General features: G+C 61.1%; 21 protein-coding genes, 1 other RNA gene and 1 riboswitch. Of the genes, 12 read left to right on the top strand and 10 right to left on the bottom strand.

Annotated features, from left to right (window positions below; all coding sequences use genetic code 11):
* Positions 1-21: 21 nt before the first annotated feature.
* Positions 22-1,893 carry a TonB-dependent receptor domain-containing protein gene (locus tag BLW71_RS11510; protein ID WP_091796440.1) on the bottom strand — a complete coding sequence of 624 codons (1,872 nt, stop codon included), beginning with the start codon at positions 1,891-1,893 and terminating at the stop codon, positions 22-24.
* 91 nt (positions 1,894-1,984) lie between these two features.
* A riboswitch (cobalamin riboswitch) is annotated at positions 1,985-2,241 on the bottom strand.
* A 207-nt stretch (positions 2,242-2,448) separates the two neighbouring features.
* Here BLW71_RS11510 and BLW71_RS11515 point away from each other — a divergent pair.
* The 5 genes from BLW71_RS11515 (at position 2,449) to BLW71_RS11535 (ending at position 4,954) form a co-directional block, all read left to right on the top strand.
* Positions 2,449-2,805: an ATPase gene (locus BLW71_RS11515; protein WP_091796441.1), complete on the top strand. Its 357-nt coding sequence runs from the start codon at positions 2,449-2,451 to the stop codon at positions 2,803-2,805.
* Entirely contained in the window at positions 2,802-3,116 is a 315-nt protein-coding gene (locus BLW71_RS11520; protein ID WP_091796442.1) for a cell division protein ZapA, read from the top strand. The genes BLW71_RS11515 and BLW71_RS11520 overlap by 4 nt, the downstream gene beginning before the upstream one ends.
* A gap of 135 nt (positions 3,117-3,251) precedes the next feature.
* Positions 3,252-3,433, top strand: a non-coding RNA gene (gene ssrS, locus BLW71_RS11525) — 6S RNA.
* A 143-nt stretch (positions 3,434-3,576) separates the two neighbouring features.
* Positions 3,577-4,035, top strand: coding sequence for an EVE domain-containing protein (locus BLW71_RS11530; protein WP_091796443.1), 459 nt, complete (start codon positions 3,577-3,579; stop codon positions 4,033-4,035).
* Positions 4,036-4,222: 187 nt separating this feature from the next.
* On the top strand, positions 4,223-4,954 hold the full coding sequence (locus BLW71_RS11535) for an SIMPL domain-containing protein (RefSeq protein ID WP_091796444.1): 732 nt from the start codon (positions 4,223-4,225) through the stop codon (positions 4,952-4,954).
* A 112-nt stretch (positions 4,955-5,066) separates the two neighbouring features.
* Here the strand turns inward: BLW71_RS11535 and lgt are convergent, their stop codons facing one another.
* Together lgt and BLW71_RS11545 are read right to left on the bottom strand one after the other, a co-directional pair.
* Positions 5,067-5,972 (bottom strand): prolipoprotein diacylglyceryl transferase, encoded by a 906-nt coding sequence (gene lgt, locus BLW71_RS11540; protein WP_091796445.1) that lies wholly within the window; start codon positions 5,970-5,972, stop codon positions 5,067-5,069.
* Between the two features lie 127 nt (positions 5,973-6,099).
* Positions 6,100-7,086 (bottom strand): LysR family transcriptional regulator, encoded by a 987-nt coding sequence (locus BLW71_RS11545; RefSeq protein ID WP_091796446.1) that lies wholly within the window; start codon positions 7,084-7,086, stop codon positions 6,100-6,102.
* 173 nt (positions 7,087-7,259) lie between these two features.
* On the opposite strand from BLW71_RS11545, the gene ilvD reads away from it, so the two are divergent.
* Both ilvD and BLW71_RS11555 read left to right on the top strand, forming a co-directional pair.
* Positions 7,260-8,933, top strand: a complete 1,674-nt coding sequence (gene ilvD / locus BLW71_RS11550; protein ID WP_091796447.1) for a dihydroxy-acid dehydratase — start codon at positions 7,260-7,262, stop codon at positions 8,931-8,933.
* A 110-nt stretch (positions 8,934-9,043) separates the two neighbouring features.
* A complete protein-coding gene (locus BLW71_RS11555; protein WP_091796448.1) occupies positions 9,044-9,382 on the top strand; it encodes a c-type cytochrome in 339 nt (112 codons plus the stop codon).
* Between the two features lie 178 nt (positions 9,383-9,560).
* On the opposite strand, the gene BLW71_RS11560 is transcribed toward BLW71_RS11555, so the two are convergent.
* From BLW71_RS11560 to BLW71_RS11570, 3 genes are all read right to left on the bottom strand, one after another.
* A complete protein-coding gene (locus tag BLW71_RS11560; protein ID WP_091796449.1) occupies positions 9,561-10,319 on the bottom strand; it encodes a DUF2486 family protein in 759 nt (252 codons plus the stop codon).
* 94 nt (positions 10,320-10,413) lie between these two features.
* Positions 10,414-10,830, bottom strand: a complete 417-nt coding sequence (locus BLW71_RS11565) for a DNA polymerase III subunit chi (protein WP_091796450.1) — start codon at positions 10,828-10,830, stop codon at positions 10,414-10,416.
* A 58-nt stretch (positions 10,831-10,888) separates the two neighbouring features.
* Positions 10,889-12,415 (bottom strand): leucyl aminopeptidase, encoded by a 1,527-nt coding sequence (locus BLW71_RS11570; protein WP_091796451.1) that lies wholly within the window; start codon positions 12,413-12,415, stop codon positions 10,889-10,891.
* A gap of 137 nt (positions 12,416-12,552) precedes the next feature.
* Here BLW71_RS11570 and lptF point away from each other — a divergent pair, with 137 nt between their 5' ends.
* From lptF to BLW71_RS11595, 5 genes are all read left to right on the top strand, one after another.
* On the top strand, positions 12,553-13,650 hold the full coding sequence (gene lptF, locus BLW71_RS11575) for an LPS export ABC transporter permease LptF (protein ID WP_091796452.1): 1,098 nt from the start codon (positions 12,553-12,555) through the stop codon (positions 13,648-13,650).
* 3 nt (positions 13,651-13,653) lie between these two features.
* Complete coding sequence (gene lptG, locus BLW71_RS11580) at positions 13,654-14,802, top strand: LPS export ABC transporter permease LptG (RefSeq protein WP_011487122.1); 1,149 nt, start codon at positions 13,654-13,656, stop codon at positions 14,800-14,802.
* Between the two features lie 11 nt (positions 14,803-14,813).
* Positions 14,814-15,185, top strand: coding sequence for a sirohydrochlorin chelatase (locus BLW71_RS11585; protein ID WP_091796453.1), 372 nt, complete (start codon positions 14,814-14,816; stop codon positions 15,183-15,185).
* 299 nt (positions 15,186-15,484) lie between these two features.
* A protein-coding gene (locus BLW71_RS11590; RefSeq protein ID WP_091796454.1) for an IS3 family transposase occupies positions 15,485-17,046 on the top strand; the annotation gives its coding sequence in 2 pieces (ribosomal slippage) (positions 15,485-15,923 and positions 15,923-17,046; 1,563 coding nt in all).
* A gap of 392 nt (positions 17,047-17,438) precedes the next feature.
* Complete coding sequence (locus tag BLW71_RS11595) at positions 17,439-17,651, top strand: hypothetical protein (RefSeq protein ID WP_091796455.1); 213 nt, start codon at positions 17,439-17,441, stop codon at positions 17,649-17,651.
* Between the two features lie 281 nt (positions 17,652-17,932).
* Here the strand turns inward: BLW71_RS11595 and BLW71_RS11600 are convergent, their stop codons facing one another.
* The 4 genes from BLW71_RS11600 to BLW71_RS11610 are packed head-to-tail and all read right to left on the bottom strand — an operon-like array spanning position 17,933 to position 22,093.
* Complete coding sequence (locus tag BLW71_RS11600; protein ID WP_091796456.1) at positions 17,933-18,184, bottom strand: PAAR domain-containing protein; 252 nt, start codon at positions 18,182-18,184, stop codon at positions 17,933-17,935.
* A gap of 32 nt (positions 18,185-18,216) precedes the next feature.
* Entirely contained in the window at positions 18,217-18,726 is a 510-nt protein-coding gene (locus tag BLW71_RS40815) for a hypothetical protein (protein ID WP_143048321.1), read from the bottom strand.
* Positions 18,723-19,412: a hypothetical protein gene (locus BLW71_RS11605; protein ID WP_286161978.1), complete on the bottom strand. Its 690-nt coding sequence runs from the start codon at positions 19,410-19,412 to the stop codon at positions 18,723-18,725. The genes BLW71_RS40815 and BLW71_RS11605 overlap by 4 nt, the downstream gene beginning before the upstream one ends.
* A complete protein-coding gene (locus tag BLW71_RS11610) occupies positions 19,409-22,093 on the bottom strand; it encodes a type VI secretion system Vgr family protein (protein WP_091796457.1) in 2,685 nt (894 codons plus the stop codon). The genes BLW71_RS11605 and BLW71_RS11610 overlap by 4 nt, the downstream gene beginning before the upstream one ends.
* Positions 22,094-22,593: the final 500 nt, after the last annotated feature.

A 22,593-nucleotide genomic window follows, 5' to 3' on the forward strand; every position in this document is an offset into this window, starting at 1 on the left:
AGTCTCAACAAGGCGTGCCCACTACTGCTGCTGCCAACCAACCGTGAGATACGCACCGCGCCGCGGCGAGTTATACGAGTAGGCCGTTTCATAGTCCTTGTTGAACAGATTCTGGATTTGCGCGGCCACGTACCATGCTTTCGTGATGTTGTAGCGCGCCGACAGATTCACCACGCCATAGCCGCCCAGCTTGCCGCTGCTGTCGTCGCGCGGGCCGCTCACGATCCATTCGCCGCCGACGCGCCACCCGGCGATACTCCGGTTCACCGTCAGCGAGCCGAAGCGCCGCGCGCGCCGCACGAGGTCGACGTCGTTGTCGAGGTCGACCGGGTTTTGCAGCGTCACCGAGGCGCGCACGTCCGTCTTGCCGACATGCCCGCTCCACGATCCTTCGAGTCCCTGCACCTTCGCATGGCCGACGTTCTCGGCCAGATAGATGCCGGGCGTTACCTGCTCGTAGTCAATCAGATTCGAATAGCGCGTCTGGAATGCGGTGAGACGCATCACACCGAGCGCATTCGATGCGTACTGCAGCGCGGCTTCGATCGAATGACTGCGCTCCGGCTGAATCGACGGATTGCCGCTGAGCGGATAGTACAGATCGTCGAAACTCGGCGCGCGAAACGAATCCGAGTAGCTTGCACTCACCTTCCAATGGCTGGTGATGTCGAAGCCATAGCCAAGATAGTAACTGTTCGCTCCGCCGAAATCGGAATACTGGTCGCGCCGCACGTTGGCCTGAATCTGGTTGCGCCCAAAGCGCCCCGTATAGCCGACAAAGCCCGAATCCACATGCCGGTTGGGCGCCGCGAACGTATCCGAGTCGAGGCTCTGGTCGAGATGCTCGTAGCCGACCTGCAACTTCTGCTGCGCGGCCAGCGCGAAATCGTTCTGCCACGTGTACTGGCGATTGTCGGTATCGAAGCGGCCGTTATAGACGCCGTTGGTGTTCGACACGCTGCGGTCGTCGCCTTCGGAGACGATGAAGTGAGTCGTCCACCAGTCGGTCAGCTTGCCGTTCGCGAACACCGAGACCTGGCGCACTTTGCTATACAGGTTGTTCAGATCGGTCGGCAGTCCGTACGCGTTGTCGTAGCTGTTGTTGCCGTTCGACTGGAAGTAGCTCGCCCCGGCATCCCATTTGTCGTTGAACTTGTGACGCAACGAGGCCGAGATGCTCTCGTTCAGATAGCCGTTCGCATTCGGATTGGCGCCGGGCGCCTCACGCGGATTGAGCGATGAAAAGCCGTCGTCCTTCGAGCGCGCGAGCGAAATGCTGAAGGTCGTCTTGCCGTCTTTATCCAATGCGCCGTTCACGCCCGCCTGCTGCGTCTGCGTGTGATAGCTGCCGTAGCCGAGCGAAAAATTGAAACGCGGCGGATGGTCGCCGCCATCTTTCGTGAACACCTGCACCACGCCGCCGATCGCGCCGGAACCGTACAACGCCGACACGTTGCCGTTCACCACCTCGACGTGATCGACCTGGTCGAGCGGAATCTGCGCGAGTTGCGCGGAACCCAGGCTCACCGAATCGACGCGCACGCCGTCGATCAGCAGCAGCGATTGCGTCGAGGACGCACCGCGCAGGAAGAGGCTCGTCGTCGAACCGGGGCCACCTGTACGCGAGATTTGCGCGCCTGGCGCGAGTTGCAGCAGGCCGGGCAGATCGGTCGCGGTGGTGTCGGCGAGATCCTGCTGGTCGAACAGCGCGGTCTGCGGGATCGCATCGGCGAGTGCCTGCGGCCCGCGCTCGGCGGTCACCACGATCGGTGACAATACCGCGGGCGACGCATCAGCCGCCGACGCAGAAGACGAAGGTGCAGCTTGCGCGTGCGCGACGATCGGCAGGCCCGCGAAGGCAAGCAGCGCCGCACGAGCGATGGGGGACAGCATGGGGTGAAAGTCCTGTGGGTAGCGTGCGCGGCCTGCTTCCCCGCAGGCCGATGCGTAACGAGGCGCCCGCGTATTTAACATTTTCGCGCGTGACGTGCCTCTCCCTCTGGCCGGTATCCGGGCTGACGACATATCGATCCCGCCTTCCCACGCGTGACGCGCAGTGGCACACTCGCGAGTTGAACTTCCAACACGCGATCAGGATCGACTTGCATGACGAATGCGGTCGCTTACCGTTGCGGGGGCAGCGCAGGTTGGCGCGTTCTGGCGAACCGCGCCCCCTGCTTCCCGTTTAACTGCGCGCGCCGTTGAAAAGCGCACGCGGGCACCAGAGTGCGGCCAGTTTAGGAGCGGCCTCGGGGTCCGTCAAGAATGAGTGGGACCGCAGACTACCGTTCTGTTAAGTGCAGGCTATTGTCCGACGCGCGAGTACTTTTTCATCATATGGTCGATAAAAGCCTGCACAAAGCAATGTTGTTACGTCTCGAAACGAGACAATTGTCGGAACCTGCGACATTCCGCGCTAAAATGCGATGTCTTTAGAGGACGCAGCACATGCTCACCGAACTCGAAACACTTTCACAGAATATCGGCAAGCTGATCGCGATCAGCCAACGCCACAATGAAGCGCGACTCGCGCTCGAAGAGCAGCTCGCCCAATCGCGCGCCGACGTCGAAGCCACGCGCACGGAACTTGCAATGCTGCGCGAGGAACGCAATGCGCTGCAGGCGGAACGCGACGCGCTGTCGGCAAAGATCGACGACGCCCAGGTGCGCCTGAATGCGATCCTCGAAAAGCTGCCGCGTGCCCGCGCAAACAGCGAGCCCGACAGCCAGCTCGATCTGCTCGAGCCCGCCCCGCACGAAGTCGAAGCGCAGAGCGACGAGACCCGCCACGGAGAAAATGCATGACCACCAAGCAGATCGAAGTATCGATTCTCGGCGTGCCCTATCGCCTCGCCTGCTCGCCGGAAACGGAAGGCGCGCTGCTTGAAGCGGTCGCACGCGTCGACGCCGAAATGTCGAAGATCCGTAACAACAGCAACGTGCGCGGCACGGATCGCATTGCTGTCATGGCTGCGCTGTCGCTGGCATCGGAACTGCTTAGGCTGCAATCGAGCGTGAGACACGGAGAAGCATTTCCCGCTGAGGAAATCCGGCGTACAATGCATCAAATGAACGAACAACTAGGTACTGTGATTCAGCAGTACAGCATGCAGTAAGTAACGTGTGTTATCGTGCGGCCGGTCCTGAGATCGGCGGCGGATTCAAACGGAGTGTGTGAGGACAAGGCGTCCAAGATTCTGCAAACGTTTGAGTTCAATCGGTCGTTTTCGTGATTTAGCTTTATCGGTTTAGCTTCCCTGCCTGGTTCGCCAAGGTCATATATTCCTTGAACCAATGCCATGTGCACGGTTGCGGAAATTTGTAGCACGGGTGTGCGCGTCACTCTGTCTGATGTACCCGAAGTGTTGCTAACTGCGACCAATTCTGAACCCCCGGTTCAGGATGCCGGCCTAGCGGCTAAGGCGGGGACCTTATTTAGAACGGCATCGGACTTCGGTTCGGTGCCGTTTTTCTTTGGGTGCCAGTTTTGCGCGCTGTTTTTGCGCGCTGCTTCTTGTACGCCGATTTCTTCCGCATCTTCAAACCCTTAACGTTCAACTACGTTCAATTCGATTCATGCGCTACTGGCTAATGAAGTCCGAACCGGACGAGGCAAGCATCGATCATCTCGCCAACGCACCGCATCGCACGTTGCCGTGGACCGGCGTGCGCAACTATCAGGCGCGCAATTTCATGCGCGACCAGATGCAGGTCGGCGACGGCGTACTGTTCTATCACTCGAGCTGTCCCGAGCCCGGTATTGCGGGCATTGCGGAGGTATCGTCCACCGCGTATCCGGACCCCACGCAGTTCGACAAGAAGAGTCCGTACTACGACGCGAAGTCTTCGCAGGAATCGCCGCGCTGGGTGCTCGTCGACGTGGTGTTCAAGAAGAAGATCCCGCTGATTCCACTAGCCACGCTGCGCGAGCATGACGAACTCAAGGACATGCGCGTGCTCGCTAAAGGCAACCGCCTGTCGATCACGCCGGTGACCGAAGCCGAATGGCGCTTCATCACCAGGCGGCTCGCCTGAGGTTGCGTGACAACTCGCGTGATAGTTGATGCGCGCCGCGTATTCACGCAGGCGCAAACGTTAAAGCAACGTCAAAGCGGGGAACCAAGCTCGGGTTACAACCGCCTAACGGACTCGCAAACGCCGTGCCACTGCGCGGCGCTTGCTCCGATCGTGCACAACCCCTGTTCAAGCAAGGAGTCCAATAATGACGAAAAACACCGCACGTGCACTCGCTTTCGCTCTCGTATGCGCCGCGCCTGCCGCGCTCGCCCTGACGCCGGCCATGGCCCGCGCGCAAGGCATGATGCAGTATCAGCCGGCAGGTGTGCTGTCGCTGAACGCGCAGGCCAGCGCAGAAGTACCGCAAGACGTTGTCGATATCACGCTGTTCTACGAGCAGGAAGCGAGCGATCCGTCGGCGCTCACGTCAACGCTGAATCAGCGCGCCGATTCGGCGCTGCAAAAGGCCAAGGGTGTGAGCGGCGTGACCGCCCGCACGGGCTCGTTCTCGATCTATCCGACAACGGATCGTGACGGGCGCATTTCCGCGTGGCGCGGCCGCACGGAGATCGTGCTCGAATCGCACGACTTCGCCGCGGCGTCGAAGCTCGCGGGTCAAATGGCGTCGATCATGCAGGTCGGCAACGTGCAATTCTCGCTCTCGCCTGAAGCACAACGCGCGGCCGAGCAGAAGCTCACCGGCGAGGCGATCAAGTCGTTCCGCGAGCAGGCCGCATCGTCCGCGCAGGCGTTCGGCTATAGCGGCTATTCGATTCGCGAGGTCAACGTCGGCCACAACGGCGTGATGCCGCGTCCCATGATGATGATGAGCGCGCGCGCCATGGGTGCCGACGCGAAGGCTTCGGCGCCGGTGCCGATTGAAGGCGGCACGTCGACCGTGACGGTGAATGTGTCGGGTTCGGTGCAGATGAAGTAACGCCGCTCACTCACGCTAGAAGGGCTGCTTCGCGGCAGCCAAAGAAAAAGCCACGGCACGCCGTGGCTTTTTTCATTTAGTCGCTCGCTACGATAAACCGTAGCCGATCAGATCAGCTCGCGCTGACCGCTTGCGCCGGTTCACGGCGCGCGCGTCGATAAGACCACACCAGCACGCCGATACCGACGAGGATCATCGGCAGCGACAACCATTGGCCCATGGAAAGCCCCATGGCCAGCAGACCGAGGAAGTCGTCCGGCTCACGCGCGAATTCGACCGTGAAGCGCGCGAGGCCGTAGCCGATCAGAAACACGGCGGAAATCGCGCCCATCGGCTTCGGTTTGCGGGAGAAGAAGAACAGCACGAAGAACAGCGCAACACCTTCCAGCGCGATCTCATACAGTTCCGACGGATGGCGCGGCAGCATGTGATATTGCGCGAACACTTCGTTCAGATGCCATTGCGCGGCCAGTTGCGGATGCGCGGTGAGCCACGCGGCGTCGTCGGGCGCGGCGCCCGGAAACAGCATCGCCCACGGCGCGCTCGGATCGGTTACGCGTCCCCACAACTCGCCGTTGATGAAGTTGCCGAGACGCCCCGCGGCGAGGCCGGTGGGCACCATCGGCGCGACGAAGTCGGTGACCTGCAGCCACGAGCGCTTGCGCTGATACGCGAACAGCACCATGGCGAGCGTCACGCCGAGAAAGCCGCCGTGAAACGACATGCCGCCTTCCCACACCTTGAAGATGTCGAGCGGATGCGCGAAATAAAAGCTCGCCTTGTAGAACAGCACGTAGCCGAGCCGGCCGCCGAGGATCGTGCCGAGCACGCCGTAAAACAGCATGTCGTCGATATCTTTGGCGGTCCAGCCTTGCGCGGCGACATACGGCAAACGCAGCCGCAGCCGGCCGACGACGATCGCCGCGATAAACGCGACGAGGTACATCAGTCCATACCAGCGCACGGCGAGCGGCCCCAGATGAATGGCAATGGGGTCGAAATTCGGGTGAATGAGCATCGTGTTGTTATGGGCAGTTCAGGTTCAGAAGCGGGTTTTCTGGGTTTGTAATAGTGGGCGGCGCTGCCCGCACCTTGCGGTGCATGCGTTGGACGGTCCAGGCGCCGATGCGTTCGCGAAAACGCTTCTAAACGCGCGGCGCGGCGGATAGCGGCGCCTCGACGGTCGCGGCATGCGAGCGCACGATCTCGATGAAGCCCGCCAGCACCGGGCTCACCTCCGCCGTGCGCCAGACCAGCCCCGTCTCGATGGCGGGCACCGACTCGGACAGCGGCCGGTACACGACACCGGTGCGGCGCAGATTACGCAAAGATTGCGGCACCAGTGCGACACCCATGCCGGCCGACACGAGGCTCACGATCGTCTGCATCTGGATCGCTTCCTGGCCGATCCGGGGCGCGAGGCCCGCCACGCCGTAGCAATCCATAATGATGTCATAAAAGCCTGGCGCCAGACGTCTTGGGAAGATCACGAGCGGTGCGTCGGCCACATCGCGCAGGCTGATCGGGGTGTCGAGCCATTCCGCGCTCGGGTCGTCACGGCTGCCGCTAACGCTCGCCACGCGCGCCGCCATTTCCGTCGACATGGCGATCACCAGCGGTTCGCGCGCGATCGGCAGCCACGACAACTGCGCAGCATGGCGCGACGGCAGCGGCGCGATCACGAGGCCCGCGTCGATGCGCCCGGCCACCAGTTCGTCCACCTGCACGTCGCTGGTGGCCTCGGTCAGCTCCAGCCGCACGCGCGGATGGCGCACGCCGAAATCGCGCAGCAAGAGCGGCAGCAGCCCGTAGTCCGCCGTCGAAACAAAAGCAAGCGACAGCACGCCCGCCTCGCCGCGCGCGAGGCTCTGCGCGAGCGGCCGCAGCCCCTCGGCGCTCGCCAGCAAGCGCTGCACCTCGGGCAACAGATCGGCGCCCACCGGCGTCAGCTCGACCGAGCGCTTGGTGCGCGCGAACAGCGCGACGCCGAGCGTCTCCTCCAGCGCCCGAATGGCTTGCGAGAGCGGCGGTTGCGTCATCGAAAGACGCACGGCCGCGCGGCCGAAGTGCTTTTCTTCGGCGACGGTAACGAAATAGCGCAACTGGCGAAGGTCGGGGATGGCTGGCAACATGGGTAATACGTTTTGCGACCTAATGAAGCATGAATAATATATTAGACACGCGCTTTGCAAAACTGCGTCCTTGCACGACGCGTGCGAACTACACTGGACGGATGCAGCCGGCCACCCACGCCGGCAAGGCAGAACCCGCAGCGCGGATCAAAACAAAACAGACTGGAGCTCCCATGGCATACAACCGTCGTTCGAAGAACATTACGCAAGGCGTGGCGCGTTCGCCGAATCGCTCGATGTACTACGCGCTAGGCTACGAAAAGGCCGACTTCGACAAGCCGATGATCGGCATCGCCAACGGCCACTCGACCATCACGCCGTGTAACGCCGGCCTGCAGCGCCTCGCCGATGCCGCCGTCGCCGCGATCAAGGGCGCCGACGCGAATCCGCAGATCTTCGGCACGCCGACCATCTCGGACGGCATGTCGATGGGCACCGAAGGCATGAAGTACTCGCTGGTGTCGCGCGAAGTCATCTCCGACTGCATCGAGACCTGCGTGCAAGGCCAGTGGATGGACGGCGTGGTCGTGATCGGCGGCTGCGACAAGAACATGCCGGGCGGCATGATCGGCATGTTGCGCACCAACGTGCCGAGCATTTACGTGTATGGCGGCACCATTCGTCCGGGCAACTGGAAGGGTACCGACCTGACCATCGTGTCGTCGTTCGAAGCCGTGGGCGAATTCACCGCCGGCCGGATGTCGCAGGAAGATTTCGAAGGGGTCGAACAGAACGCGTGCCCCTCCACCGGGTCGTGCGGCGGCATGTACACCGCCAACACGATGAGCTCGTCGTTCGAAGCGCTCGGCATGTCGCTGCTATATTCGTCGACGATGGCCAATCCGGATCAGGAAAAAGTCGACTCGGCCGCCGAATCGGCTCGCGTGCTGGTCGAAGCGGTCAAGCAGGATCTGAAGCCGCGCGACATCGTCACCCGCAAGTCGATCGAAAACGCCGTCGCCGTGATCATGGCCACCGGCGGCTCGACCAATGCCGTGCTGCACTTTCTCGCCATCGCGCATGCGGCGGAAGTGGAATGGAGCATCGAGGACTTCGAGCGCATGCGCAAGAAGGTGCCGGTGATCTGCAACCTGAAGCCGTCGGGCCAGTTCGTGGCGACCGATCTGCACAAGGCCGGCGGCATTCCGCAAGTCATGAAGATTCTGCTCGACGCAGGCATGCTGCACGGCGATTGCATCACGATCACCGGCAGAACCCTCGCGGAAGAGTTGAAGGACGTGCCGGCCAGGCCGCGCGCCGATCAGCAGGTGATTTTCCCGATCGAGAAGGCGCTCTACAAGGAAGGCCATCTCGCGATCCTGAAGGGCAACCTGGCCGTGGACGGCGCGGTCGCCAAGATCACCGGCCTGAAGAACCCCGTGATCACCGGCCCGGCGCGCGTATTCGACGACGAGCAAAGCGCGCTGGAGGCGATTCTGGCCGACAAGATTGTCGCGGGCGACGTGGTGGTGCTGCGCTACCTCGGCCCGAAGGGCGGCCCCGGCATGCCGGAGATGCTCGCGCCGACTTCGGCGATCATCGGCAAGGGGCTCGGCGAGAGCGTGGGCCTGATCACCGACGGGCGCTTCTCCGGTGGCACGTGGGGCATGGTGGTCGGTCACGTCGCGCCGGAAGCCTTCGTGGGCGGCACGATCGCGTTCGTGCAGGAAGGCGACTCGATCACCATCGACGCGCACAAGCTGCTGCTGCAACTGAATATCGACGACGCCGAGCTGGAGCGACGCCGTGCCGCATGGCAGCAGCCGAAGCCGCGGTACACGCGCGGCGTGCTGGCGAAGTACTTCGCGTTGGCGCTGCCCGCCAACAAGGGCGCGATAACGGGCTGAGCACGCGCAAAGCTACGTAAAAGCGAAAGGGGTGTGCGGGAAACCGTGCGCCCCTTTCCTTTTATAATGCTGGCACCACGAGTCGGGCACCCGCACCGACGGAGACCAGAATGAAATCAATGTCGCACACAGCGCTTGCCGCCGCCGTCGTGCTGGGCGCTGCGTTGAGTGCCGGCAGTCCGGCGGCGCATGCCGAGGCTGCGGGCCTCGCGCTGGCCCAGCAACAGAACTGCATGAGTTGCCACTCGGTCACGCGCTCCTTCATGGGACCGGCGTTGCACGATGTCGCCGTGAAATATGCCAGTCGTGAAGACGCCGCCACTTATCTGAAGCACAAGATTCTGGACGGCAGCACGGGCGTGTGGGGTGTGGTGCCGATGCCCGCGAATACCCAACTCACGCCGGATCAAGCGGCCACGCTGGCTGGCTGGGTGTTGACGCTCAAATAAACTGTTTGGGTACGCTGATCAGTTATGGGCGTCTCGCTCGTGAGCGATGTGACAGGCAAACGCGACAAGCAGACCCGACAAGCAGACGCGACCATCAAACGCTACACGCAGGCGCCGCTCTGCGTGCCCGCCCTTCGCTTACACCGTCAAGCCCTTTTGCTCAGAGCGCACCCGCGCTTCACGCCGCACCGTCAGGCCTTGCCGAGGCGCGGCGCGCAATCTCTTCCAGCACCGCTTCGCGCACCCAGCTGGTCATTTCCTCTTCCAGCGTCAATGCCACTTCGCGCGTGATCTGATCGATCAGCCACCCTGTGTGCGCATGCAAGGTCTCGCGGCAACGATCTTCGATGATGCTTCTTCCGTCGCCTGCCAGGAAACCCGCGACCCGTCTGCGCAGACGTTCGGCGATGACATCGGCGTCCAGCTCCAGCGGCGTCTCGCCGACGCCTTCACGGGCGATATCCGGCGGCACCGTCGAACCTGCCTCCAGCGGCGTGGCCGGCTCGGCCCGATCGAACACGCCAGCCGACGGCACGAAGCCGTCGTCATGCGCGTGCCGAGATTGGGCGGGGTGATGCGCCCGCGCGCGCTTCTTCGGGTGATGGTCGGCCGGATGCGCCGGCTGCGGCGTGTGCGCGACGTCTTCCGGCACATGCGGTTGAGGTGCCAACCCGGGTTCTTGTGCATGCACCGGCTGAGGTGCCAACGTTGGCTCTTGCGCATGCACTGGCTCGGCCGCATGCACAGGCTCGGCGGACCTGATCTGCTCAGGCGTCAGCACCGGCTGTGGCGCCAACACCGGCTCCGCCTTGAAACTGGGCTCACGCGGCGCGCCGAACTCGTCGGCACCGCTCGACGCTTGGCGCGCCTGCGCAGGATGACCCTGCACGAGAATCTCGTGCAGAACCGGGATCGAATCGTCGTTGGGATCGGACACGTGCGCTCTCCGTGTTTGAGTCGAAGCCGAGGCAGGCCGCGCACCCGCCGAATGCCTGAGACCAGACACGCGCGCGACACGGACCGAATGGGACCTAGCTGCCTTGCTTGTAGTTGTTCAAAGCATAGCCGCGATCGCGATAGAAGCGATAGCGCTCGCGGCCCGCAGCGAGTTCCTCGTGTGCGTTACCGACCACTTCCAGCAATCTTTCGAAGCGCGCGAATTGCGCCGGCACCGTGGCGCCGAGATTGAGCAGTACCTGATGATGCGGCACGTCGTCGAGGGTGGAAGCCAGCACGATCGGCGTTTGCGCGGCGAGCGGCGTGCCCGCCATGCAGTGCGGCACGAAGTCGAGCGGCGAGAAGGTCCACAACTGTTCGTCGAAGGCCTTCAGGCGCGCCGGCTCGGCCAGCACGATGGTCGGCTGGCCCGCCTGATACGCTTTGCGGATCAGGCGGCACGCATACAGCAGCGAATCGCCGACGTTCGAGTGAAAGTCGATTCTCGTCATCGGCGGCTCCGGCCGGCGTCTGCTTGGGCAGCCGGGCCTGCATCTTTACTGCATTGCGTCATTGCGCGGCGCGACCGTCCGCGGCCCGATCGATCAAGAACTGCGCCAGCAACGGCACCGGACGGCCCGTTGCGCCCTTCGCCGCACCGCTCTTCCATGCCGTACCCGCAATGTCCAGGTGCGCCCACGGATAGGCTTCGGTGAAGCGCGACAGGAAGCATGCCGCCGTCACGCTGCCCGCCGGACGGCCGCCGATGTTGGCCAGATCCGCGAAGTTCGACTTGAGCTGGTCCTGATACTCGTCGTCGAGGGGCATGCGCCAGGCCGGGTCCAACGCTTCACGCGAGGCGTCGAGCAACTCGCCCGCCAGCGCGTCGTCTTTCGAGAACAGGCCGCTGTTGTGGTGACCGAGCGCGATGATGCAGGCACCCGTGAGCGTGGCGATGTCGATCACCGCCGCCGGCTTGAAGCGCTCCGCATAGGTGAGCGCGTCGCACAGGATCAGGCGGCCTTCGGCGTCCGTGTTCAGCACTTCGATCGTCAGGCCCTTCATGCTGGTGACGATGTCGCCCGGCTTGGTGGCCGTAGCCGACGGCATGTTCTCCACCGCCGGAATGATGCCCACCACGTTGATTTTCAAGCCCATTTCGGCGACGGCGCGCAACGTGCCCAGCACCGAACCGGCGCCGCACATGTCGTACTTCATCTCGTCCATGCCTTCGCCCGGCTTGAGCGAAATGCCGCCCGTGTCGAACGTCACGCCCTTGCCCACCAGCACCACCGGCGCGGCTTTCGCGGCGCCGCCCTGGTACTGCAGCACGATGAACTGCGCCGGTTCCACCGAGCCGGCCGTGACCGACAGGAACGAGCCCATCTTGAGCGCTTCACACTGCTTTTCGCCCAGCACTTCGACCTTCAGCTTCCAGTCTTTGGCGAGCTTCTTCGCGGTGTTGGCGAGGTAGGTCGGCGTGCAGACGTTGCTAGGCAGGTTGCCGAGGTCGCGCGTCAGGTCCATGCCGTTGGCCAGCGCCGCGCCCTGCTTCGCGGCCAGCTTGGCGGCCTTCTCGTCGCCGGTGTTGACGCTGAAGACGATGCGCTTCAGCGCACGCGCCGACGTGTCTGGCTTGCTCTTCATCTGCGTGAACTTGTAGGTCAGCTCGCGCAGCGCGAGAATCGCCGCGCGCACCGCCCAATCCGCCGAACGCTCGAGGATGGGCAGTTGCGCCAGCGTGAAGGTGACCTGGACGATCTTGGTGGACAAGAGCGCGCGCCAGGCGGCCCGTGCGGCGTCGCCGTAGGCTTTCTGGTTGAAAGCGTCCTGCTTGCCGAGGCCGACCAGCAGCACGCGGGAAGCGCCAATGCCCGACACTTCGTGCAGGAATAGCGTGGTGCCGGCCTTGCCGTCCATGTCGCCGGCCTTGATGATGCGGGTCAACAGGCCCTTGGTGGCCGCGTCGATCTCGAGAGCCGCGCCCGAGAGGGTTTGCGACTCGAACACACCGATTACGATGCAATCGGATTTTCCAGTCAGGAAACCGTTTGACGAGCCTTTGGTCCAATCACAGGCTTTTATGCTAAAGTCCATCGCGCTTGTCCTCGGATAAAATCTGGGCTTAGGATGAAAGCCGCAATTATCCGCTATTTTTCCCGCGGCGGCTGCACCGGAGGTGTGACGGGAAGCAACCCGTGCGCCACTGAGAGCGCCCCCTCTCATCATCAATAATGATCTTCGAACGCTCCCTCCAGCGCGAACTCGCGTATACGGCTGGTGCCGTGTTCATGGTTCTCCTCACGCTCGTGCTGACGACGATGATGATCCGCATCGTCGGCTTCGCGGCCTCAGGCGAGATCGACCCGCGCGACGTGCTGGTCCTGATCGGCCTGACCGTGATCGGCTACCTGGCGATCATGCTCGTCGCGACCCTGTTCGTGTCGATCCTGTTCGTCCTGACCCGTTGGTACAAAGACTCCGAGATGGTCGTGTGGCTCTCGTCGGGTGTCAGTCTGACGCAATTCATCAAGCCGATCGGTATTTTTGCCACGCCGATCATCATCCTCATCTGTTTCTTCGTGTTCGTCGGCTGGCCGTGGTCGAACCAGCAGAGCAAGCTGATCCGCGCGCGCTTCCAGCAACGCGACGAGGTCTCGCTGCTCGCGCCGGGTCAGTTCCGCGAATCGGCCACGAGTCACCGTGTGTTCTTCATCGAGAAGATGTCGCCCGACCAGGCGCGTGTGGAAAACGTGTTCGTGACCAGCACGGAAAACGGCAAGGTCAACGTGGTCGTGTCGAAGACCGGCCATACGGAAACGCGTAAGAACGGCGATCGCTTCGTCGTGCTGGAAAACGGCCGCCGTTATGACGGACAACCGGGCCAGCCCGATTTCCGGATCATGGAATTCGAGCGCTATGGCGTGAAGATCCAGAGCCAGCCGGTCGTCAATACGCCGAGCACCACCGGCACGCCTACGCTGACGCTGCTGCGCAATCCCACCAACGACAATCTCGCCGAGTTCGCGTGGCGCGCGGGGCTGCCGCTGATTGCACTCAACCTGATGCTGCTCGCCATTCCGCTCGCGCACCAGAACCCGCGGCGCAGCCGCACCATCAATCTGGTGATGGCGGTGCTCATCTATCTGACGTATTCGAATCTGTTGAACGTGGTGCAGTCGTGGATCGAGCAGGGTAAGATGTCGTTCCCAGTCGGGCTGGTCGGCCTGCATGTGATCGTCGCGGCGATCGTCGCGTTCATTTTCTGGCTGCGCGTGCGCAACCGGCCGCTATTCACGCGGGCAATGTTCAGCCGTTCGCAGGGAGCCTGACCGATGCGCATCTATGAAAGGTACTTCGCGCGTCAGATCTATCTCACGTTCATCTTTATTCTGTTTGCGTTTTCGGGTCTGTTCTTTTTCTTCGACCTGATCAACGAATTGAATTCGGTCGGGCACGGCAACTACAAGTTTCAGTACGCCGTGTTGCGGGTCGCGTTGCAGACGCCGTCGCGTTTCTACGAAATCATTCCGGTCGCCGCGTTGATCAGCGCGATCTATGTGTTTGCGCAGATGGCGGCGAATTCGGAGTACACGATTTTTCGTGTGTCCGGGCTTGCGACGAATCAGTCGCTGCGCTCGCTGCTGAAGATTGGCATTCCGCTGGTTTTGCTGACTTATCTGATCGGCGAAGTGGTTGGTCCGTACACGGATCAGTTGTCGGAGCGTGTGCGGCTCGAGGCGCTGGGGTCTTCGGTGTCGAGTAATTTCGAGTCGGGCGTGTGGGTGAAAGATACGCTGACGGCGCGCGCGGATGGCGAGCAGGTCACGCGGTTCGTAAACGTCGGCGAATTGAAGCCGGATGCGACGATCAGCAATGTGCGCATCTACGAATTCGATTCGAAATTCCGGCTCTCCAATGTGCGGACCGCGAAAAGTGGCAAGTATCAGCCGCCGGGGCATTGGCAGTTGACTGGCGTGACCGATACGCAATTGATTGATGTGCCCCCTCCTCCGGGGACGCCCGCTGACGCGTTGAATCCGGTTTATCGTGCGAAGGAAGTTGCGGTCCCGGAGTATTCGCTGCGTTCGGAATTGACGCCGCAGATTCTCTCGGTGCTGCTGGTGTCGCCGGATCGGATGTCGATGTTCAATCTGTTCCGGTATATCCAGCATTTGACCGAGAATCACCAGGATACGCAGCGGTATGAAATTGCGTTGTGGCGCAAGCTGCTTTATCCGTTTGCCGTGTTCGTGATGCTGGTTTTGTCATTGCCGTTTGCGTATCTGCATACGCGGGCGGGTGTCGTCGGGATGAAGGTTTTCGGCGGGATTATGCTGGGGATGAGTTTTCAGCTATTCAACACGTTGTTCTCGCATATCGGCACGTTGAATACCTGGCCTGCGCCTTTGACTGCGGCTACGCCTGGGTTGGTTTATCTGGTGCTTGGGTTGGTTGGGTTGAAGTGGGTTGATCGGCATTAGGAGCGGACGCTATGGCTATGCACGGTATCGTTCTGTTTGGGCATGGCGCTAGGGATGTGCGGTGGCGGGAGCCGTTTGAGCGGTTGGCTGTCAAGTTGCGGGAGGCTTCTGCTGGCGCACGGCCAGTGGCGTTGGCGTTTCTTGAGTTGATGGAGCCGGATTTGCCTTCGGCTTTGGGTGAGCTTGTCGCTCAGGGCTGTGATGTGGTTACCGTTGTGCCGGTGTTTTTTGGGCAAGGTGGGCACGTTAGGCAGGATCTGCCTCTTGTCATTGAGCGATGCCAGGCGTTGCATCCTTCTGTTCTCATTAAATGCGCTGTTGCTGTGGGTGAGAATGAGGCGGTTTTGGATGCTGTGGCTCAGTATTGTCTGCGGCAGGTTTGATTGGGTTTTGGCTGTTTGTCCCTCGTGGGGCGTTGGCCTTTCCTTGATTTCTTTGTGGTCCATTAGCGTTGCCCCTGTGCGGGGCGGCACCTACTTTTCTTTGCCGGCCGCAAAGAAAAGTAGGCAAAAGAAAGCGGCTCACACCGCTAATTCTTAAGCGGGTCTCTCGCGCAGCCGCGCCAGTGGTGCATCTGGAATCCGCGCCCTCGCACACTCCACTTTCGTGACAAGCCCCCCGCGTCAGAATACTTGTCGCTCCAATACAATCGATGAACCGGGGGCGATGATGAGAAAACGAATTGGCAAAATACGGACAAGCATTCAAGGACAGAGCTGTTGCGCGGTTGCTGCCGCCGGAGAGCGCGGTTTTGGAAGACGTTGCACGTGAGGTTGGCGTGGGGGTGGGGACGCTGGAGCGCTGGCGCAGTGATGCGCTGTCCAGGCCCGCTCGCGAGCGGGCCTGGACAGCGGCGGCCCGATTCGACGCCGTGCTGACGACCGCTGCGATGGATGAGGCTGCCAGGAGCGCATGGTGCCGCACCAACGGTGTGTATCCGCACGAGCTGGCCTCCTGGCGGCAAAGCGCCACGCAGGCGCTGGCCGAGCCCGAGGAGGCGCGTGCCAGCCCGCAGCAGACCCAGCAGGACCGGCGTCGCATCAAGGAACTCGAGCGCGAGTTGCGGCGCAAGGACCGTGCGTTGGCTGAGACGGCCGCGTTGCTGGTCCTATCAAAAAAAGTCGCGGCGATCTTCAGCACGGGCGAGGACGAATGATCGGCCTCGAAGATCGCCAGTCGCTGGCTCATGATATCCACACCGCGCATAAGGCCGGCGCACGGCTGCGCCTGGCCTGCGACACGGCCGGCATCGACGTGCGCACGCTGCAGCGCTGGAATACCGGCGCGGGCCTCGTATCGGGCGATGGCAGGCCCCATGCGGTACGCCCGCAACCGGCACATGCGCTAAGCGCCGCCGAGCGTGCCGAGGTGCTGCGCGTGGCCAACGAGTCGCGCTTCGCCGATATGCCTCCTGCGCGCATCGTGCCCATGCTGGCTGATGAAGGCGTGTACATCGCCAGCGAATCCACCTTCGCCCGCGTGCTGCGCGAGCACGGGCAAACCACACATCGGGGCCGGGCCAAAGCACCCAGGGCTGGCCGACCGCCGACCACGCACATCGCTGGCGCACCACGGGAAGTCTGGTGTTGGGATATGACCTATTTACCCGCTGAGGTCGCCGGTCAATGGTTTTACCTGTACCTGATCCTCGATCTGTACAGCCGCAAGATCGTCGGATGGGAGGTGCACGAGCGCGACGATGCCAGCCATGCTGCCCATCTGGTGCGGCGCACAGCGCTGGCCGAGGGCATCGCTACTCTGGCGGACAAGCCGGTGCTGCACGGAGACAACGGCTCCACGCTCAAGGCCACGACCGTGCTGGCCATGCTTCACTGGCTTGGCGTGAAGCCCTCGTACTCGCGCCCACGCGTCAGCGACGACAACGCCTTTGCCGAGGCGTTGTTCCGCACGGCCAAGTACCGACCGGAGTTCCCCAACACGGGCTTCGCCGATCTCAATGCTGCACGCAACTGGGCAAGCGACTTCGTGCATTGGTACAACTTCGACCACCGTCACAGCAGCATCCGCTACGTCAGTCCGGCGCAGCGCCATGACGGCGACGATCACGCGATCCTCGCGGCGCGTCACGAGGTGTATGTCCAGGCGCGGGAACGCAACCCGGCACGCTGGTCACGCTCCACGCGAGACTGGACGCCAATCGGCGCAGTCACCCTCAATCCGGAGCGCGAGTCAGTCGTCACGATGGCCTCGCACGCCACACTTAAACAGCCTTTGGCTGCATGACTGAGGCGACAAGTACCTTGACACGCGCCGCAAGGCGCTCATTCTTCCCGCCTCACGCTCCGCGCTCGTCGGAACGGTCTGCTCAAAACCAGTGAGATTTTCTGCGGGTGACGGGTGCCGTCGGCTTCGCCTCGGCGAGATACCTTGGAAGACCTCCGGTCGCTACGATTGCCAACGGTCCTAAGCGTGGTCGCGTCGAGAAGCGTTGGCGCCGAATCAATCCACGTTCCCGGCCAGCGCTCACGTCGCGCAACAGGAATATCAAACAAGTAAGTCTCATACGTTGTGTCTTACGTCGCATTCGCGGCCCGAGTTTCGCGTTCGGACTTTGAGCCGTAAGCCGTAAGCCGTAAGCCCTTGTCAGGGTGCCGTCGCAGTCAGTGCAAAGGTACATGCCGGCGGGAAAGACGGAACGAGCCCGGCAATGTGCCGATCTGGCTCGGGAGCTTGTCACCTTTGCAGAAAAATTCAGCCGCGTCGCGGACGCGGAAGACATCATGTTCGCGTTGATCGCGACCGACAATCTGATCTTGCTGGACGACGATGCGCGGGCAAAGGTTCTCAAGGCGGCCGACGGATTGCAACCGCAATTACTGCCTGAGTGAAGTCGAAGGGCGTTTGATAGAGAGGCGCGATTATTCGCGCCCTGTCTTTCTGGAAAATAGGTAGACGCTGGCCCGCGTGACTTTCAGGCTCCGCAGGCGGTCAAAGGGAGAAACACCCGCCTGCTCATGCCTGCCCCTGTCGCGGACCAGCGAGCCCATTCAACCACAGTTGCTTTTCAACCAGTGGCGTTGTGTCGAAATTTGACAATTGACGCGCGCCGCTTCAAATGTTCGTCTCCCACGTTCTCCCGCCGTCTCCTTTGCTCCTATCCTCACAGCCGCTAAACCAGGCTGGAAACAAGAGTGCATCCGCATGTGGCCCGATGACCCTGACGCGCGACGGGCGTACCGTGATCGCGGATTCTCTCGTCACCGTCGAGGATCATGTTCGGCTCGACGTCGGGGTGCAGCCGGCACTCTATGAGGTCGCCCTTACGGGCGACGGGTCGTCCGGCGTAACGCATGGTTTGAGAGGCGGTGATAACTTTGCCGCCGTGGTCGGTGGTGTCTCCGAGTCGGATAAGGTCGATCATTCATTAATTCCCGTTTAAACAAGACTTGAATATTACTTCCGGATATCACGAACGACGAAATATAAAGATTTTGTTGCAGCATCCAATAAATAGCCACCGCGGACATTTTGAAAATTTCCGCTTCGGCCCAAGCCATCAAAATTAAAACTTACGCAAAAAAATTCTTTATTATTTCCGCTTGCAATGCTCCACTGCGCCAGTGCTGGATTGAATGGGCCAGGCTTTATTCCGTGACTATCTCCCAGCGGTCGCGCCATGGATAGTCGGTAGAGTTTGCCAAGGTATATTAACGCCTGATCTTTTTTATTCTCCGCATAGCCGACATCGGAACCGCGATATTCGAACTTATAGAGTGCATCGAAACCATCGACGTATTTATCTTCTCGCGTAATCTCGTCAGCACTGAGACTTACAACTGTTACAGAGGGAACTATCGTTTCCGCCCGTAGGCAACTGTTCACTAAACTTTCGTTTGGTTGAGCGGCGCAATTCGCGCCGGACACAATGAGACCTGCCAACACAGCGAGAGCAATCCATTTCATTTGTATTCCTTCGCGCCGGTGGTATCTATGTATTGCTGATTAAATTTCCAGAAAATCGTACCGCCAAGGCCGGCCGTCGAGTCGTAGACATGGTCGTATCGCCCCATTTCATCCTTTTTAATTGTCACCGTATGCGTTTTTTTATTCTTTATTTTCGTCGTCCTATACAGAATTACGAGCCGAGTCGAATCTTTAATATTGTAAATATTATGACTCGGATAGGTAATCGCAACTCCCTGTCTCACTTTAAAATGATTTGAGTAATTTTTTTTGATATCGGCACCATCCCAAAAATAAGCGCCATTCGATTTATCCGGGCCATCAGCCAGTGCATTGCGTGCAGCAGCGATCGCGGCCCGCATGGCAGGGTCGCTGGCTATCTTGTCATTTGTCGCCTTCATCAGCTTGTTGTAGCGGGCATTACCATCACTGACGACGAATGAAAACGACGGCTCGCCTTTCACAAACGTAGACATGTCGGAATAACCACGGGCGTCGCGTTGTCGTTTAAGCACACTAGCAATAGCCATCATTTCATCGGCATTGTCCTGTAAAGATGCCTCTCCATAAGCCATCGCTGCAAGTAGCCTTGTCTGGGCATCGATTGGTTGCGGCGAAGCCTGTGCGCTCGGGGATGTGGGTCCATCGGCCGGCGGTGAAGTGCTCAAAGAGTTGGAGTCGGTCATGCATCCTTCCCTGCCGAGTCTCGCGCAATCCACGTAACAAGTTTCAGGGGAGACTGCCCGAAAAACTTCACCGTTTCACCGTCAGAATATTCACCTTTGTTCGTATGAAGATCGTTCCCATCGCTGTAAAGGTCGTAGCGGTATCCGTCCACGGGTCCAACTCCGTCGTGCAATAAGCTGAAGCTTTGTTCGATAACTTCTTCATCGGAAGAAGGCAAAGATGGCATAGGCACCGGCTTTGTATCAGGCCTCAGTACGTCCCACCATGCGCCTTTCGCAAAGATTGGCCCCGGCGACCCGTGGATAATTCCGTCGCCGTTGATCTGGATATACGAGCCACCCGCGCCGATCCACACTTCCTTCGCGGCGGTTATAACAACCCGTCCATTGGTGCTAGTGACCGTCACGTCCTTTAATGCGGCTAGTCCCATCTCGTCGCCCTGTGCCTGCATGTCAATCCGGCCTCGGGCCGCCATGAACTTCATGCCGTCCTGGTACGCGAACAGCGAAATCGACCCTCTCACTGAAGCGTGGTACGAACGCCCTGCGGACAGACTGTAGTCGCGGCCTGCCGTGACTGCGTGATCGTTCATGCTGGCCTGGTGCGTACTATCCGCCGCGGTTGTCGCGAGGCCCGCTGCACTCGCCAGAAGCAGGTCGGGGCGGTTCATTTCCGGCGACGGATTGTCACGGGTTAGCGTGCCGCCCCTGAGTGCATCGTTCTGTTTTTTGATTGTTTGCGTTGCATCGCGCTGGTTCGCCCGTGCATCCTGCGCCTTGTGCTGCTGCGCAAGCTGCGCCAGGTCCTCATTCAACTCGCGCGCCTGCGTGAGTCGCTGCACCGTTTCGCCCATGTCTTTCACTGGCGCCGTGGCCCCCGATCGAGTCTCCGTGGTCAGCAGCAACCCCCTGTTTGCGCGCGCAACGCCCCATGAGTCCGTCGCCAGTTCCCACCCCTCGCCGCGTTCCTCCTTGCGCCCCTCGTTGCCATCGATGCGCGTGTTATGACCCAGCACAAGGCGCGACTGCGCGTGATCGCTGCTGACCTGTACCTGGAGTTTGCCGGGCGTGTCGTCGGCGACGATCTGGTTGGCCTGCAATCCGGCGAGGTCGCGCGTGCGTGTGCCGCTCAGTGCATGATTGGCCGGCAGCTTCCACGGCGGCTGATTGAGCCGGTTGACCATGCGGCCCGCGATATAGGGCTTGTCCGGGTCGCCTTCGTGATAGTTGATCGTCACTTCGTCGCCGATACGGGGGATGAAGATCGAGCCGAACGACTGACCCTGCCATGACGATGACACACGCACCCAGCAGCTTGCGCGCTCGTCTCTCGGCCCGTCCACGTCCCACAGATAATTGATCTTTACCCGACCGTATTCATCGACGTAGATAGCCTGATCTTTCGGCCCGACCACGACCGCCGTTTCCGCGTGGCAGCGCGGCTTCTTCTTCGGTCTGTTCCTGAAGAACCGGTCACGCGGTTGCACCACGAAGTCGGTCACGCATTGGAACGGGTGTTCATCGGGCGATCCGGCCGACCTCGTCGCCCCGCTCGCGTTGTGAATATCAATCGTCGTGGACACGACCAGATACCCAGCGTTCAGCTTTGGCACAGGGTGATCCGTGAGGACGAATGTCCTGCCTGTTTTCAGGCCGAGCAGGTTACCCCTGCCTCTGAGACGCGAATTGCGCGAGTAAAGCGCATAGGCGCGCACGCCCGCGAGATAGCGGGCTTCCTCAAGATAACGGTTAGGCTGACCAGTCAGCCCCCTTGCGCCGGCAAGCGGCTGCGAGAAGTCGCCCCAGTGCCGTTCTTCTGCCCGGTACAGGTCGCCGTATGCGTCGTGATCCTCGACCAGTTGCTGACGTCCACGCGTATAGTCGTAATCGACCACGCTCACCTTCGCGGTCGTGGGGCGGTGCGCCGCCTTGAAGCTGGAGATATATTCCTCGTCTATGCGGCCCGCGCCTGGCTCCTGATAGCGTATCGAGTCGTAAGCATTCCCGTGGGTCTGATGCAAATGGGGCGAGTCACACAGTATGAGCCCTTCGTCATCCTCAAAGTAATATAGCCCCCATTCCCGCCAAAGGCGGGTCAGGAAGTCGAAGTCGGATTCCCACAACTGACGCACGAAGTCGCGTTCCGGGTAACCATCCTTGAGCCGGAACGCGTTCTCCTTCATGCGATACACAACCGGATAGTCGCGCAGCACCTCGGCGGTGATATCCAGCACGTTCAGATTCTGGAATATGCGGCTGCGCGATGTCTTCGTAGTCAGCCACAGCGCGGGACGTACAACGAGGCGGTAGTACAGGTGCCGGTCATCGAAGCCGGTCAGCTCGGCCTTGCTGATGATCCCCGAAATTTTCCTCACGCCAGCGCCGACATTGACAGCGCCTCCATAGCTGGCGACCCCGAAGGGCAATCTACCCTTGCCATCAAACTCGATCGAGATGGTCGCCTCCTTGCCGGCCAGCTTCTCGGTGGACACATTACTGTCGGGGTCGAGCCGGGTAGCGGTCGGCGTGTAGGTTGTCGCCATGTCCAGCGTGTACCTGTACAGCTTGCCGAGTGCCTCCGTGCCCCGTAGCCGCACGGGAAACAGCACCGGGCGGCCGCGCTCGACCGGAAAGGCATCGCAGGACACTTTCAGCGTGCTCCATTCGGTCGGGCTAAACACGGCGCCTCCTTCGGGTGGCCGGGCACAACCGTCGTCCGCATGACTTCATATGCCTTCTCTCGCTCAAAATTGACCTTTTTATTATCAAAGCGTGGAAGTCGCACGTCTGTAGGACTGCTGTAAAAATTCGTCAAGGGGAATATTTTGATAGGTACGCCGCATAACCTCGTTAGTGATTAACGACGGATTGCCCGGCGCGGATAATCTCCTGAGGTGAATCTGGCCCGTGCGGGCGGGTGACATGTCAGCGGCTGCGGGAACCAGAGCGCTGAAAAAATGCGACCCGCACATAGGCGGGCCGTAAAGAGAGACGCGGCAGGCGGAGAACCGAGGGGGGTCTGACGCCGGTCAGCCTGAACGCGGGTCATGGCGACGGCGCGGGGGGCGCCGTCCGCCTGAAGAACGGGACGACAGCCCGGCGCCACGGGTCCAGCGGACCGCCCCGAATTTCCCGCAAGAATTCCCCTACGGCTCCCCTAACGAACAGGGGAATTTTTCTC

The organism is Burkholderia sp. WP9 (assembly GCF_900104795.1).
Taxonomy (GTDB): Bacteria; Pseudomonadota; Gammaproteobacteria; order Burkholderiales; family Burkholderiaceae; genus Paraburkholderia.

What these genes read in the sequence shown, in the direction of transcription:
- BLW71_RS11510 (WP_091796440.1), bottom strand. Translation starts at nt 1,893, where the DNA reads ATGCTGTCCCCCATCGCTCGTGCGGCGCTGCTTGCCTTCGCGGGCCTG.
- BLW71_RS11515 (WP_091796441.1), top strand. Translation starts at nt 2,449, where the DNA reads ATGCTCACCGAACTCGAAACACTTTCACAGAATATCGGCAAGCTGATC.
- BLW71_RS11520 (WP_091796442.1), top strand. Translation starts at nt 2,802, where the DNA reads ATGACCACCAAGCAGATCGAAGTATCGATTCTCGGCGTGCCCTATCGC.
- BLW71_RS11530 (WP_091796443.1), top strand. Translation starts at nt 3,577, where the DNA reads ATGCGCTACTGGCTAATGAAGTCCGAACCGGACGAGGCAAGCATCGAT.
- BLW71_RS11535 (WP_091796444.1), top strand. Translation starts at nt 4,223, where the DNA reads ATGACGAAAAACACCGCACGTGCACTCGCTTTCGCTCTCGTATGCGCC.
- lgt (WP_091796445.1), bottom strand. Translation starts at nt 5,972, where the DNA reads ATGCTCATTCACCCGAATTTCGACCCCATTGCCATTCATCTGGGGCCG.
- BLW71_RS11545 (WP_091796446.1), bottom strand. Translation starts at nt 7,086, where the DNA reads ATGTTGCCAGCCATCCCCGACCTTCGCCAGTTGCGCTATTTCGTTACC.
- ilvD (WP_091796447.1), top strand. Translation starts at nt 7,260, where the DNA reads ATGGCATACAACCGTCGTTCGAAGAACATTACGCAAGGCGTGGCGCGT.
- BLW71_RS11555 (WP_091796448.1), top strand. Translation starts at nt 9,044, where the DNA reads ATGAAATCAATGTCGCACACAGCGCTTGCCGCCGCCGTCGTGCTGGGC.
- BLW71_RS11565 (WP_091796450.1), bottom strand. Translation starts at nt 10,830, where the DNA reads ATGACGAGAATCGACTTTCACTCGAACGTCGGCGATTCGCTGCTGTAT.
- BLW71_RS11570 (WP_091796451.1), bottom strand. Translation starts at nt 12,415, where the DNA reads ATGGACTTTAGCATAAAAGCCTGTGATTGGACCAAAGGCTCGTCAAAC.
- lptF (WP_091796452.1), top strand. Translation starts at nt 12,553, where the DNA reads ATGATCTTCGAACGCTCCCTCCAGCGCGAACTCGCGTATACGGCTGGT.
- lptG (WP_011487122.1), top strand. Translation starts at nt 13,654, where the DNA reads ATGCGCATCTATGAAAGGTACTTCGCGCGTCAGATCTATCTCACGTTC.
- BLW71_RS11585 (WP_091796453.1), top strand. Translation starts at nt 14,814, where the DNA reads ATGGCTATGCACGGTATCGTTCTGTTTGGGCATGGCGCTAGGGATGTG.
- BLW71_RS11595 (WP_091796455.1), top strand. Translation starts at nt 17,439, where the DNA reads ATGCCGGCGGGAAAGACGGAACGAGCCCGGCAATGTGCCGATCTGGCT.
- BLW71_RS11600 (WP_091796456.1), bottom strand. Translation starts at nt 18,184, where the DNA reads ATGATCGACCTTATCCGACTCGGAGACACCACCGACCACGGCGGCAAA.
- BLW71_RS40815 (WP_143048321.1), bottom strand. Translation starts at nt 18,726, where the DNA reads ATGAAATGGATTGCTCTCGCTGTGTTGGCAGGTCTCATTGTGTCCGGC.
- BLW71_RS11605 (WP_286161978.1), bottom strand. Translation starts at nt 19,412, where the DNA reads ATGACCGACTCCAACTCTTTGAGCACTTCACCGCCGGCCGATGGACCC.